The following is a 14064-nucleotide window of genomic DNA, read 5'->3' on the forward strand; positions in this document are numbered from 1 at the left end:
AATGAAAGTAACTACTTACTTTCATTTTTTATGGAATTTTATTATCTATTCAACAACCGAAAGTAGAACTTTCTCAAGTTCTTTTTTTGATAATGTAGTACCATTTATATAGACTTGATATGCATTTTCCCCTTCTTTTGCAGGAACCACTATTTTCATAGCTCGTACATTGGATTCTTTATATTCCCCATACGTAATATCGTATCCTTTTAATTGATAAGTCTTTATATCTTTATAATAATGTGGACCTTTTTCAGTTGCTTGGTCAAACGGTTTATCCATATAATCTTTATTATCATCAAATATTCCAGATTGGTATAGTCTAAACCCTAAATCCACATCTGATGTAGTTTGTCCTTTTTTCACATTACTATCTTCATACCTCATTGTAATAAGAGGTCTTGGTTTTCCTACTGTGGCATCTGCTTTTGCCTCTTCTGAAATAAGAACATGGTCTTTCGGAATATAGCTAGGACGCTTTATTGGAAAACCAGTTATTTCTCCAGCTTGTTCAAATGTATATGTAAAATGTTGATCTATTTTTTCCTCATATTTGTTTAGCTCTTCCATTACCTCACTATCTCTTTTTTCTTCATCAGCATTTAAACGACCTATAGCTGTATGTTTTCTTTCTCCATTTTCTACGACACTAACTTTCTTATAAAAATGATATGTTTCTTGTAATAAATCTACATATTTTTCAAAGTCCTCTTTTGTAAATAAGTGTTTAGCAACTTCTACCCTCTCCATCAATCCTGTATAGCCGTCTTCTGACATTCCCATATCTTTTCTCGCTTCTTCTGGTGTACCTATAATTTTATCGATTATTGTTGTACCCGCAAAAGTACCGGTTGGAATAAGAACAGCCGCAGCTACAAAGCCAATTAATAACTTTTTCTTCATAGAAGTTATCCCTTTGTTTTTCATTTTTTGGTATTTATGAAAAGAGGTTTGCACTTTATTTTCTAGATTAGTATTTGGTTCGATTGATCCCGCTTTTCTTTTCAATTCATTCTTAATATATTTTTCAAAATCCATTTACTTCTCCCTCCCTTATGTCTGGCATATGCTCCATTTCTGTTCTTAATCGTTTTAACGCTGTATGTAATCGAGATTTCACTGTGCCAACAGGGATTTGAAGAAGCATTGCAATTTCGTCCAGGCTATATTCATGGAAGTAACGCATAATAACGACTTCACGATGCTTATACGATAATTTTTGTACAACTTCTACTAGTTCATTACGTGTTTCTTTATGTAAAATGCCCTCATCCATTATATATGACCGGTCTTGCTCATACATTTTCTTCTTTTCAAAGATTCGAAATCGCCGCCACGATTTACGACGCCAATCTTGCACTTGTTTTACAACGATACCATGTAACCAAAAACGAAATGAACGGTTCATATCATAATTCGTTACTGACTTCCACATTTTGATGTACACTTCATTAACTATATCGTCTACATCTTGGTGTTGATTTCCTAATAAAAATACTACTGTTCTATAAATATCTTTACAGGTGTATTCATAAATAACTTGAAAGGCTTCTTGGTCTCCGGACTCCATTTTATATAGCCATTCTTTAAATTCTACTTCATCCAAAATTACGTTCCCCTCTCATGATCTTTCACACTATATTCGTCCGTTTCACACAAAAGGTTCATTTTACACAAAAATTTATTTATTACAATAAAAATATAATATATATTTTATAGAAAGGAGGATTCGTATAATGAACAAAGAAGACAAAATTTATGCAGAAAAGGTATTAAAACATCTCTTCATAGGAGCACAAGTTGATGGATTACAGTTTGGTATTTCTCCAGCAACTATAAAGATTCATTTTACAGATTTTGAAGCCACCGTTGATTATGACGGGCAATTATATGTCAACATCGAATCAAAATGGTGTTTATTTCATACTCCACCTGAAAAATATCCATCTAATGAGGGTGAATTTGACGATTATACTAAGGAAGAAGAATATAAAAGAATATTTGAAATGAGAAGAAAAAAAGTTACAGACATACAACTAGGTAAGGCAACTCCGCATTTAATTATTACATTTGAAAATGGGCAAATCATGTTTGTAAATGGTTTTCATGACTATTATGAATGCTGGCAAGCTGGGGTCCAATTTGAGGATTGGCTTGTAGTTGCTGCACCTGGAAATGAAATCGCTACTTGGACTCCTGATGAGTTCAAAAATAAATAAAAAGTTGATTTTCGTGAAGAAGCATCGAAGATAGTTTACAAATTAGCATAACAATATACATTATCATCATTTAAATTAGCAGGTTAATTTCTAAGTTCTTTTAGTGAAAAAGAAAGGTTTTCGTCAATTCATGTTACCCTCTATATAAAGAATACAATGATTTAAACGTAAACGAATATCTCCTTATTAAAATTATATACCTGTGAAAGGATGATAAAGATGCCTTGTGTTCATGATTTTGGAATAATTGATGATTTCAATCATCAAAAAAATTACAATGAGTATACCCCAGAGAAATATCATTGTGTTTCTATTGATGATGATATTATCAGTAGTTTTAATCAACATTTATCAATCATGAAAACGTACTTTCATACATTCAAGAACCCAGAATATGGTTTAGCTTATTGGGGTATCACAATTATTCCACCTGAGTCGTTATCAATATTTTATGAAGCAGTTACCTCTTCAAGGTACTTTAAAGATTCTGTTGAACTTACTGAACTGGCTTCAAAAATTGTACAAGCAACAGCAGAGCAAAAATACATGATACATTATGGAGTATAAATGTATTTCTAAGTTTCGTTTACTGTATTTTTCTTGTACGAATATTTATTACAATGTGACTGTTAAACGAGTGATTAAATTTAAAAGAATTACATAATGATTCAAAAAATGCTTTGGATTTCTCCCAAGCATTTTTGTGTGCTACTTATATTTTTATTCCTGTAACCATTTATACCGTGATTTAGCTTTTTTCTCCATGTTGTTCGAACTACTCAAGATTCTTCCCTCATCTTATTGATTTGAAATATACATGATAAAGCCCATGACCAGTAGAGTTACCTTAGCATAATGTCTTATCCCCAAGCCCCCAACTAAACCATTTTCCATGCCCTTCCGTTTCCCCAACCGTTTCACAATATTCGTTTCCATTAATATAATAATCAATATGAAGGTCCCGGTCCCACATGTTGTTATATAGGTGGAATACATCACGTTTTGCACCAATTTCTTTAATTTGTTTTTCTAGCGTATGTTTTACATTTTCAGGTATTTGATTTGCGACGTGTGTATGGAAAATGCAGATTACAGCATCTTCCCTTATTTGATTCGCAATGGCTGGAAGAAGTGCTACACCGTCCCCTTCAATTAATTGTACTGATTTTTCTTTTACAAGCGTTGCTGCTTGATCGAATAGTTCAAGTCTTTCTTTATGTTCTGGCCAAATAAGCGCGCGTAACCATAAATAATCTTCTTCATCATTTAAATTATTCACATGTAAATCTAGTCCGATTCTTTCTACGACAGGTGGACTTTGTTTTAGCAGATTCGGCATATTCTCCCCTCTTATTTCAGAGGTTAATTGAACATTCGATTGTGTATTTCCATACACTTCTTCCGTTCCATATGAATAACGATATTGATCCCAAAATAGTTGTAATCCCGCACTTGTACCAATTTCTATTAACACCAATGGTTTGTTCACTTTATTAAATATGTAACAGAAACTTGGATATAAATAGGCACATCGTCTTACTTCATTCGTTTGAACAAGTTTCGTTTGTAATAAAGAGATAATTTCTTCTCGATATACATGGCAAAAATCTTTAAATTGGTAAAAGGCATTTTCAAAATTTATATCAGCATTTTCAACTAAACTTTGATAATAGTTTTTTAAACTGTGCTCTTTTCCTTTTAACAATAAATAATGGACTGCACCTAATAATAAGTTTGGGACTGGTTGACCAGGTTGTGCGTAGGAAGCTAACGTAAGAACTTCCTCATCTTCAGAAATTTTTATTGATAAATATTCGTATAAGTCACTAGATCCTTTACATTCATTCACAGAAAAGTTTCGAAATAAGTTTGCGACTTGTTCTTTTGTAAGCATTGGTATCCCTCCTTGATTATTTTCAGAATAATCTTATCATTTATTTGTTATTTTTTTCAAATAAGATGTAATAAAAACAGATTTTTACAAATTTCCAAAGATTAAAACTTAAAAATAAAAGTATTAGTAAGTTTTTTTGAGATAACATCAAACTGGAATTCTTCTCCAAATTCCGCTTTACTACAATGCTTTTTACCCTTATGGCAGAAGAATTCTACAAAATAAAGCGTTAAATAGTTTAAAATTATCAGATAACACTAGATATTTTAGTCTATTAATTATTATAATAGAGTATGAGATGGTTATATAATTGAGACAAAAAAGGTAAATACCTAGGTGGGGCCTAGGCGGTGTTTTCTTTTTACGGCTTAGATATAAAAACACCTACTCTTTTTTGCCAATATAGGGGATGGAGAGATTATCATGAGCAACATGCAGCAAAAAACAGACGTTATCTTAATTGGCGCTGGAATTATGAGCGCAACGTTAGGATCATTACTTAAAGAATTGGCACCTGAATGGGAAATTAAAGTATTTGAAAAACTCACAAATGCCGGAGAAGAAAGTTCTAACGAATGGAATAATGCTGGTACAGGACATTCTGCGCTATGTGAGCTTAACTATACATCCGAAAAATCTGACGGGTCTATAGATATTGGTAAAGCTGTAAAAGTAAATGAGCAATTTCAACTCTCAAGACAATTTTGGGCGTATCTTGTTAAGAAAAACTTAATTCGTAATCCACAAGATTTTATTATGCCACTACCTCATATGAGTTTGGTGCAAGGGGAAAAAAATGTAGAGTTTTTAAAAAACCGTTTTGAAGCGCTTTCAAAAAACGCTCTATTCCAAGGAATGGAATTTTCTGATGCCCCTGACACATTAAAAAAATGGCTTCCACTCATTATGGAAGGCCGTAACTCTAATGAACCAATGGCTGCAACGAAAATTGACTCTGGAACAGATGTTAACTTCGGTGCGTTAACGCGCATGTTATTTGATTACTTAAAAACTAAAAATGTTGAGCTAAACTACAAACATAGTGTTGAAAATATTAAACGCACGAAGAATGGTTTGTGGGAAGTAAAAGTTCACGATATGAATAGTGGCAAAATCGAACATCATACTGCGAAATTCGTCTTTATCGGCGGCGGTGGTGGTAGTCTACCTCTACTTCAAAAGACTGGTATTCCTGAGTCAAAACATATTGGAGGATTCCCAGTAAGTGGACTATTTATGGTATGTAAAAACCCAAAAGTTGTAGAGCAGCATCATGCAAAAGTATACGGAAAAGCTAAAGTTGGTGCTCCGCCAATGTCTGTACCTCACCTTGATACGAGATATATAGACAACAAAAAAGCTTTACTGTTTGGACCATTTGCAGGCTTCTCACCTAAATTCTTAAAAACTGGCTCAAACCTTGATTTAATTGGTTCTGTAAAACCGAATAACGTCTTAACGATGTTAGCAGCCGGTGTAAAAGAAATGGGATTAACAAAATACTTAATCCAACAAGTTATGTTATCACACGAAAAGCGTATGGAAGAATTACGTGAGTTTATTCCGAACGCTAAAAGTGAAGATTGGGATACTGTGGTGGCTGGACAACGTGTGCAAGTAATTAAAGATACTGATGCAGGTGGGAAAGGAACACTTCAATTTGGTACAGAAGTTGTTAGTGCAAATGACGGATCAATCGCTGCGTTACTTGGCGCTTCTCCAGGTGCTTCTACTGCGGTTCACGTTATGCTTGAAGTATTAGAAAAATGCTTCCCAGAACGTATACTAGAATGGGAGCCAAAGATAAAAGAAATGGTCCCTTCTTACGGCGTGTCACTTACGGAAAATCCAAGACTGTTCCAAGAGCTTCACGCTTCAACAGGACGCACACTTGGGTTAAATGAAAAAGAAGCTGTTCACAATTAATGAATAGATTAAAAAAACGACATAATAAAAACGTCCGATATATTCGGACGTTTTTATTTTCTACTAGAAATTATACTTATCGATATTATCTTTCGTAAATACAACTCGTTCAGGTAATACGATAATACCATTTCCTTCTGCCTCATAGTCATACCCTTGAATAGAGTTCGGCTCTACTTTCACTTTTCCGATTCCTTTTACTTCAAAGCTATCCCCGACTTTTAACTTCTTCCCTTTTACAACAATTTCATTTGCAACATACGTTGCGAGGGCACCTTGTTGTTTTACATCCCATAATCCAAATTGTTGTACTGTTCCTCGTTTTACATAATCACGTATAACACTTGGTGCTGAAAATCCAGTTACGGCTACTTTTTTATCCATTTCCAAATTTTCAGCAGCTTACGCCATCGCTGGAAGTGCCGTTGCATCTGGACATATTACTGCGTTAATATCTGGATACCTTTTTAAAATAATCTCTCCTACTGATAAAGATTTTTGCGTATTATTTTCACCAGACTATTTATCCCGCATTAACGGGCAATAAGACTCCCGCCTCAAAATTCGGCTGAAGCAAAGAAGTTAGGTGGGAGATCAACTGTCCGTAAACGCCCGATTGGTGAGGGCTAATAATCAGTTGGGATGAATAAAACCCCCACTGATTAAAGTTTCACTTTATCGCCTCAACTGGAATAAACAAAATAACGAACACATATGTTTAAGCAGTGGTCAATTGTTGAAAGGGATGAAGAGCATGTCACAGCTGAACTTTGAAGACAATTTGTTAACAAAAGTAGCTTGGTACTATTATAAAGATCAATTAACCCAGCAAGAAATTGCTTCACTTCTTCACATTTCAAGAAATAAAGTCGTTCGGTTGTTAGATAAAGCACGGACGGAAGGTGTCGTCACATTTCACGTAAAAGGTACTGGTTTGCACTGTTTAAGCATCGAACGTGATCTTATGAAAAAATTCCATCTAAAAGATGCTTTCGTTATTCCAACTCCAACTGAGGATTATGCATTTTCACTCGGAAAAGCTGCCGCACAATATTTAGAAACTCAGTTGCAACAAGGAGATTTACTTGGGATTGGCTGGGGAGAGACGATAAGTAAAATGCTAGAAAACATTCATTTTGATAGCTCTATGAGTCTTTCAATCGTTACTCTTACAGGAGGCGTAAATCACTATATTCCAAGAAATCAAAGCTATTTAAACTACATGCAAGGCGATCTTCATATTATTCCTACCCCTTTTCTTACATCTACAAACGAAATGACACAAATTATTCTATCTGAACCGAGCGTGAAAGATATGCTTCACGTCGCTTCACTCGCTCATACAGCAGTAGTTGGCATTGGCAGCTTATCTCAAGACGCCACAATTGTGAAAGAAGAAAAATTAACACTACGTGAAATGACTTATATACGTAGTCAACACGGGGCTGGAGATATTTTAGGGCAATTTTATAATACTGACGGAAAACAATTAGAACTTCCCCATCATAACCGTCTTATCGGCACACCACTCTCTGTTCTTCAAAATATGAAACATGTCGTTGGTGTAGCTGGCGGTACGGAAAAGATAGCTGCAATTTACGGCGCCTTAAAAGGAAAGTTCATTCATACATTAATTACCGATGAAGAAACTGCCCTCTCCTTATTAAGAAAGGAAGGTGACTCTTAATGTCTACTCTATTAGCTTACGACGCTGGTACAGGGAGCATTCGAGCAGTTCTTTTTGATTTAAACGGTAATCAACTTGCTGTTAGTCAAAAAGAATGGATTCATAAATCAGATAGTCGTTACCCTGGTTCTATGAATTTTGATGTAACGGAAAACTGGCAGCTCGTTCAACAATGTACGAAAGAGGTTCTTCAAAAAAGTAATACGTCCTCCTCTTCTATTAAAGGTATTAGTGCAACAAGTATGCGTGAAGGCTTTGTTTTATACGATAAAAACGGGCAGGAAATATGGGCTTGTGCAAATGTTGATGGTCGCGCGTCAGCGGAAGTTAGTGAACTAAAACAAATTCGTTCCGAAATTGAAGAGGATTTATATAAAAAATCCGGTCAAACTTTTTCGTTAGGTGCTTTACCTCGCTTACTTTGGATAAAAAAGCATGAACCAGACGTGTACAGAAACATTCATTCTTTCACGATGTTAAACGATTGGATTTTATATAAATTGTGCGGCGTACTACAAATTGATCCTTCAAACGGATGTACGTCCGGTATATTCGATTTACAAAATAGAGCTTGGGATAACTGGGTTGCTGAGCAATGCGGTCTTACTCTAGCCTTTTCTCCAAAAGTAAATGAAGCTGGTACAGTTATCGGGAATATCACAAAACGAAGTGCTGAGTTAACAGGATTATATGAAGGAACACCGGTCGTTGCTGGCGGCGGAGATGCACAAATGGCATCGCTTGGAACTGGAGTTGTAAAACCTGAACAAACATTTATATGCGGGGGCAGTTTTTGGCAACAAGAAGTAAATATAACAAAACCAGAAACTGATCCAAATGCGGCACTTCGCGTAAATTGCCATGTCGTTCCTAACCTATGGCAATACGAAACAATCGCTTTCTTCCCTGGCCTTGTTATGAGGTGGTTTCGAGATGCCTTTTGCCATGAAGAAAAACGGCTCGCTGAAAAACTCGGTGTAGATGCTTATGAATTACTAGAAGAACAAGCGAAAGAAGTTCCTGTAGGCTCACATGGCATAATCCCCACTTTTTCAAATGTAATGAATTATATTTCTTGGCGACATGCTGCACCATCCTTTTTAAATTTGAGCTTAGATACTGATAAATGCGGTAAAAAAGAAATGTTCCGGGCAATAGAAGAAAATGCCGCCTTCGTTACATTCGGCAACTTGAAATTAATAGAAGCTCTCACAGGTAAATTTCCTTCTGAAGTGATTTTTGCTGGCGGTGCTGCTAAAGGAACACTTTGGCCACAAATCTTAGCAGATGTCCTCGGAATCCCTGTAAAAGTACCCGTTGTGAAAGAAGCAGCTGCTTTAGGAACTGCAATTGCTGCTGGTGTTGGCGCTGGAATATATTCATCTATGGAAGAGACTGCCAAACAGTTTGTACAGTGGGAAAACACATTCGAGCCAGTCACTGAAAATCATGAACTCTATAAGGAGTTCTATGAAACATGGAAAACCGTATATGACAGTCAGCTCGCTTTAGCCGATAAAGGGCTCACCTCACATATGTGGATTGCACCCGGTGCTCTGTAACACATTACATAAAGTGAAACTTTAATCAGTGGGGGTTTTGTTCCTCCCCCACTGATTATTAGTTGAACCAATCGGGCGTTTACGGGCAGTTGACCTCCCCCTAACTTCTTTGCTCCAGCCAAATTTTGAGATGGGAGTTTTACTGCCCGTTAACGCGGGATAAAGGAGTGAAATGTATGTTAAAAGCGAATGAAGATGATTTCACTTATCGCTTCGGTGATAACGGGCCTAAATATTTAATACAAGGTCCAAATATCGATCTTGGCCTAGTCGTTATTCAGCCTGGACAAGAGTTTCAAAATCACTATCATACAACGTGCGAAGAAGTCTTCTATGCGTTAGAAGGCGAAATAGATTTCTATGTAAATAACGAAAGAATTCCAATAAAACAAGGAGATGTCTTGCAAGTTCGCCCTCATGAATCTCACTATCTTATTAACCATTCCGATAAGCCTTTTAAAGCTGTTTTTATAAAGTCACCACATTTACCAAATAAAGATACAGTGCAAACTGAAAATCCAACATTAACGAAGGAGTGATTTCGAATGACTTGGGGATTTAAAAATCGATTAAACACAATTTTACCTGATGGCAGAGCGGTTATGCTAGCGATAGATCACGGTTACTTTTTAGGACCAATTCACGGACTTGAACAACCGTTAGAAACAGTTAAAAACTTACTTCCATATACAGACTCCCTCTTTTTAACACGAGGTGTACTCAGCTCCTGTATACCTGAAAATTGCAGCACACCAATGGTTATGCGTGTATCAGGTGGGGCAACTGTAGTCGGTAAAGATTTAGCGAATGAAACAATTGTTACACCTGTGAAAGAAGCAGTAAAACAAAACGCAATTGGCGTCGGCGTTTCTGTTTTCGTTGGATCAGACTATGAAACACAAACTGTTTCAAATCTCGCAAACGTAGTCTCTGAAGCTCACGATTACGGCCTGCCAGTACTCGGTATTACCGCCGTTGCGAAAGAACTACAAAAACGTGAAGCTCGCTTTTTGGCACTCGCCTCCCGCGTATGTGCTGAAATGGGAGCTGACATTATTAAAACTTACTACTGCGAAGGATTCGAAAAAATCACGAGCACATGCCCTGCTCCAGTCGTAATCGCGGGCGGCCCAAAACTAGATTCAATCGAAGACGCATTAAACATTACTTACAATGCGCTGCAAGAAGGTGCAATTGGAGTAGACATGGGCCGAAACATATGGCAATCCGAGCATCCAGCTGCGATGATTCAAGCAATTCATGGCATTGTGAAAAATAGATTGAATGTGAAAGAGGCGCTGGAACTATATAATGATGTGAAAAATTAATGTAAAAAGATGGACCATTTATTATAACGGGTTCAGTTAAGAGGAGTAAAACTTGTTTTGACACTCAAACTACACAAGGAAAAGGATGGCACTTGCCATCCTTTTTGACATACATTGAACTTTTACTGTTTTCAAGTTTCCTTCTTCGACTAACGAGCCAAAAATTTTAATCAACCTTTAACTTTATAGCTTTTGTAGCAATAAAAGTTTTAATATGCTTATCTAATATCCTTGTTCCACCAAAATCATCCTCGTAAAAACCCGTTATAACAAAACCAGCTTCAACTTGACCTTGGATTTGATCTTCTAGAGTATGTGCGTATTCTATTGTTTGATTTAAATTTATATAATCTTGAACTTCATCCTCTGGTAAATAATCCAATGTTGATGAAGGTATTGAATGTTTAACATCCAAAATACCTTTTTGTTCTTGGTTGTCATCAAAAATCCATAGTAAAGGATTTGTAAATCCAGAAATAAGAATACCTTTATTCTTTAAAACCCTTGAAATCTCATTCCATACAAGATGAACATCTTTTACAAACAAATTAGAAACAGGATTTACGACAATATCAAAATATTCATCTTCAAAATCACTAAGGTCTGACATATCTCCTTGTACTGTTTTTAAAGTTAATCCATCCCGTTCCGCTACCATTTCATCTTGTTCCAATTGCTTCTTAGATATATCAGTAACTGTTACATCTGCTCCAGCAGCAGCCAGTACTGGTGCTTGTTGCCCTCCACCTGATGCTAAACAAAGTATCTTTAATCCCTCTAATGACTTTGGAAACCAATCTCTAGGAACTGATTTTTCTGTGGTGACTGTGATTTCCCATTCACCTGATTTACTTTTTTCAATAACCTCACTACTTACAAGTTGAGTGTATCTAGAACCTTCTTCAACCTTCTTATCCCATGCACTACTGTTTTGTTGTGTAGTATCCATTATAATCATTCCTCCTAACTATCTAGTTGCATTTTAATTGTGACATTATTAACTATTTACACCCTTTTTCTATTAACCTGCCGATAGTTAATAAATGGTTTTCTATATTTATTTTAACACATAAACACCCTATTTTTCGAAATATTTAAATTAATTGATTATATTGTAAAAACCGAAAATTGTTTCAGTTATAATAAAATATGAAAACAAAATAAAGGAAAAGAGGAACAATTGAATCATATCAATCGTCATTTAAGAGGGTTTGAAGTCATCCATCCTACTGTCGAACCCTCTTTGAAATCTATTCTTCAAGATTTAGAAATTTCTGTTGCCGAAAGTTATAGGTTATTTATTGTTTATCGTAAGGGTGGAGAAATCGAACCTCAATCACGTCATATTGATCCTTATGGTCTTGTTTATTGGAAAGGCAAGTGGTACACAGTAGCTTATTGCCATCTGCGTAAAGAAATTCGAAGTTTTCGAATCGATCGTATTCAATCATTATCCAGAACAGATAAAAAATTTGATCGGCCCTTGGAATTTTCAGCGCGTTCTTTCTTTCTAAAAGACATTTTACCTGATTCAAACCAACTTAAAGAACTCATTTCTGTCCGTATCCAAGGCATGTCACATGCGCTTGATGATTTATGTCAGCATTGGTTATTTAACCATGCTTTAATAGAACGAAAAAACAATCAAGCCCTTTTTAAGGTTGATATAGAGTCTATTCATACTTTTGTACCTTACCTCCTTCTCCCTTATGGTAAATCTATTAGCATTCAGGAACCAACTTTATTACAAGAAAGATTGGCAACTATCAGCTTTGAATTATTCAATCATTATAAAAACCCTTCACTTCACTGACCGTAATTGTCAGTGAAGTTTTTTTATAATGTACATGTAGCGAATTAAATTTTTAGGAGGCATAAAAATCATGAAGAATTTGATGTATGAATTTTATATTGCAGGCTCACCAGAGGCAGTTTGGAAGGCATTGATTTCTCCTGAGGGTACAAAACAAATTTATTATGGGTCCATCATTCGATCTACATTTCAAGTGGGCGATCTCTTGGAATATGTAGGTCCTGGATTAGATGGAAATGAAACGGTGCATGTATACGGAAACGTATTGGAATATGAACCAAATCAGTTACTTCGATTTACTCACTATCCTGGAAAGTCTTATATGAAAGATGATCGTGCATTTGAGTCAAGAATTTCTTATATTCTAAAGCCTATTGGATCATGCACGAAATTAATACTAATTCATGACCAATGGAAAGAAGATGATCCTTATTATGAGAACAGCAACAAGGCCTGGTGGATGATATTAAATAATACAAAGACTTTAGTAGAAACAGGAAGTACACTAGACTTTGGTGAAATCTCATAGGTCCATCATAAATGATTTAACAGAAAGAAAATATTGGATTTCAGTTCCTGAACGAATTTGTATTTTAAGAATTATGTTTTTTGGCCTAGCTCACTGATTGTGAAGTAAACAACTTAAATGTGACTTAAAAAACTTAACCGTGACCTAGAATTTTTCTATATAACTGATTTCTTTGAGAAAATGATTAAACTTTTTTATAACACCATAACTGAAAACTGCTAGAGAATAATCCATTTTAATTAATCTCTTTTCAAAATGGATTATTCTTATTTACCATATAATATGGGTTTGTGGAGTGTTTTTGATTAAACTTTATTTCAAGCCAACACATTGATACCTCCATATTCCCCCTATTATTTACCTTAACTAAAAAAAACAGCTAGTTAACCTGTTAAATGAGAGTAGTTCAAATGATTAAATTTAGCTTTTTGAATAACGAGCATTATGATAACAAGCCCCTTTCCAAACTGGATAAGGGGCTATATATACACCTTCAAAGAATTATTCTTGATGAGTGCCATTCAGTTTTGAGACTTTCTTACCATCTCTATAGTCAAGGCAAGATACTTCAATTAACAATCCATTAAACATTGTAAAATAAAAACCATAACTACTACCTCTCATTGAATACGGTTCCTTGTCTATTTCAATGCCACCAGCTACTAAACGATTATATGATTGATCAACTTCACTTGAAGTTTCCACTAAAAAACCAATATGAAAAGCTTCAGGATACATAACTTCCTTATTCCCCTTAAATGCTTTTGGATCACTTAGCACAAGTATAAATCCACTCCCATCACTCATTACTACAAGTGCCTTTCCCTTTTGCTCCAAAAATTGAAAATCAAAAAATGTTTCAAAGAAATGTCTAGCTTCTGATAAATCATCAACACATAGATTCATATGATTTAACTTCATTTACTCATCTCCTTTTAAGCAGAGGGTATATATACTCATATTGATAACACTTACATATGTAAAGAAAGATATACCGTCTAAGACTTTTTTATAGTCTTATGCTTTTTCCTATAGCTTAGAACGTTTTTCGAAATGAATGCAATCATATGAAAAATTCGACATGGATTATCGATTTACCTATATAA

14 protein-coding genes and 1 pseudogene are annotated in these 14064 nt (G+C 35.2%); 9 read left to right on the plus strand and 6 right to left on the minus strand.

Translation table 11 applies throughout. The annotated features are described in order from the left end of the window. Positions 1 to 45: 45 nt before the first annotated feature. Positions 46 to 1038, minus strand: coding sequence for a hypothetical protein (locus MR066_RS02335; RefSeq protein WP_242245812.1), 993 nt, complete (start codon positions 1036 to 1038; stop codon positions 46 to 48). Beyond that, the gene (locus MR066_RS02340) at positions 1028 to 1606 is read right to left on the minus strand and encodes a sigma-70 family RNA polymerase sigma factor (RefSeq protein WP_016129737.1); all 579 of its coding nucleotides are present in this window, start codon (positions 1604 to 1606) and stop codon (positions 1028 to 1030) included. The genes MR066_RS02335 and MR066_RS02340 overlap by 11 nt, the downstream gene beginning before the upstream one ends. Before the next feature lie 130 nt (positions 1607 to 1736). Between MR066_RS02340 and MR066_RS02345 the strand changes: the two genes are divergently transcribed. Together MR066_RS02345 and MR066_RS02350 are read left to right on the plus strand one after the other, a co-directional pair. Beyond that, positions 1737 to 2219, plus strand: a complete 483-nt coding sequence (locus MR066_RS02345; protein WP_242245814.1) for a hypothetical protein — start codon at positions 1737 to 1739, stop codon at positions 2217 to 2219. Between the two features lie 219 nt (positions 2220 to 2438). Beyond that, positions 2439 to 2786, plus strand: coding sequence for a short-chain dehydrogenase (locus tag MR066_RS02350; protein ID WP_113937555.1), 348 nt, complete (start codon positions 2439 to 2441; stop codon positions 2784 to 2786). A gap of 280 nt (positions 2787 to 3066) precedes the next feature. Here the strand turns inward: MR066_RS02350 and MR066_RS02355 are convergent, their stop codons facing one another. Further along, complete coding sequence (locus MR066_RS02355) at positions 3067 to 4113, minus strand: DUF2332 domain-containing protein (protein ID WP_242245816.1); 1047 nt, start codon at positions 4111 to 4113, stop codon at positions 3067 to 3069. Positions 4114 to 4536: 423 nt separating this feature from the next. On the opposite strand from MR066_RS02355, the gene MR066_RS02360 reads away from it, so the two are divergent. Next, entirely contained in the window at positions 4537 to 6039 is a 1503-nt protein-coding gene (locus MR066_RS02360; protein ID WP_113937557.1) for a malate:quinone oxidoreductase, read from the plus strand. 63 nt (positions 6040 to 6102) lie between these two features. Here the strand turns inward: MR066_RS02360 and MR066_RS02365 are convergent. Further along, positions 6103 to 6555, minus strand: a pseudogene (locus tag MR066_RS02365) (substrate-binding domain-containing protein); the annotation flags it as partial. 238 nt (positions 6556 to 6793) lie between these two features. Between MR066_RS02365 and MR066_RS02370 the strand changes: the two are divergent. The 4 genes from MR066_RS02370 (at position 6794) to lsrF (ending at position 10616) form a co-directional block, all read left to right on the plus strand. Next, positions 6794 to 7726, plus strand: coding sequence for a sugar-binding transcriptional regulator (locus MR066_RS02370; RefSeq protein WP_002165567.1), 933 nt, complete (start codon positions 6794 to 6796; stop codon positions 7724 to 7726). Beyond that, positions 7726 to 9288 (plus strand): autoinducer-2 kinase, encoded by a 1563-nt coding sequence (gene lsrK / locus MR066_RS02375; RefSeq protein WP_242245817.1) that lies wholly within the window; start codon positions 7726 to 7728, stop codon positions 9286 to 9288. The genes MR066_RS02370 and lsrK overlap by 1 nt, the downstream gene beginning before the upstream one ends. Before the next feature lie 176 nt (positions 9289 to 9464). Then, complete coding sequence (locus MR066_RS02380) at positions 9465 to 9827, plus strand: cupin domain-containing protein (RefSeq protein ID WP_242245818.1); 363 nt, start codon at positions 9465 to 9467, stop codon at positions 9825 to 9827. Between the two features lie 6 nt (positions 9828 to 9833). Then, positions 9834 to 10616 (plus strand): 3-hydroxy-5-phosphonooxypentane-2,4-dione thiolase, encoded by a 783-nt coding sequence (gene lsrF / locus MR066_RS02385; protein WP_242245819.1) that lies wholly within the window; start codon positions 9834 to 9836, stop codon positions 10614 to 10616. Between the two features lie 166 nt (positions 10617 to 10782). Here the strand turns inward: lsrF and MR066_RS02390 are convergent, their stop codons facing one another. Then, positions 10783 to 11565 carry a class I SAM-dependent methyltransferase gene (locus tag MR066_RS02390; protein WP_242245820.1) on the minus strand — a complete coding sequence of 261 codons (783 nt, stop codon included), beginning with the start codon at positions 11563 to 11565 and terminating at the stop codon, positions 10783 to 10785. Between the two features lie 231 nt (positions 11566 to 11796). Between MR066_RS02390 and MR066_RS02395 the strand changes: the two genes are divergently transcribed. Together MR066_RS02395 and MR066_RS02400 are read left to right on the plus strand one after the other, a co-directional pair. Further along, a complete protein-coding gene (locus MR066_RS02395) occupies positions 11797 to 12429 on the plus strand; it encodes a WYL domain-containing protein (RefSeq protein WP_242245821.1) in 633 nt (210 codons plus the stop codon). A 70-nt stretch (positions 12430 to 12499) separates the two neighbouring features. Further along, positions 12500 to 12958 carry an SRPBCC domain-containing protein gene (locus tag MR066_RS02400; RefSeq protein WP_002147085.1) on the plus strand — a complete coding sequence of 153 codons (459 nt, stop codon included), beginning with the start codon at positions 12500 to 12502 and terminating at the stop codon, positions 12956 to 12958. A 501-nt stretch (positions 12959 to 13459) separates the two neighbouring features. Here the strand turns inward: MR066_RS02400 and MR066_RS02405 are convergent. Then, positions 13460 to 13879, minus strand: coding sequence for a VOC family protein (locus MR066_RS02405; protein WP_242245822.1), 420 nt, complete (start codon positions 13877 to 13879; stop codon positions 13460 to 13462). Between the last annotated feature and the right edge of the window lie 185 nt (positions 13880 to 14064).

Origin of the sequence: Bacillus cereus group sp. BfR-BA-01523 (genome assembly GCF_022662615.1) — a bacterium.
Classification (GTDB): Bacteria; Bacillota; Bacilli; order Bacillales; family Bacillaceae_G; genus Bacillus_A; species Bacillus_A mycoides.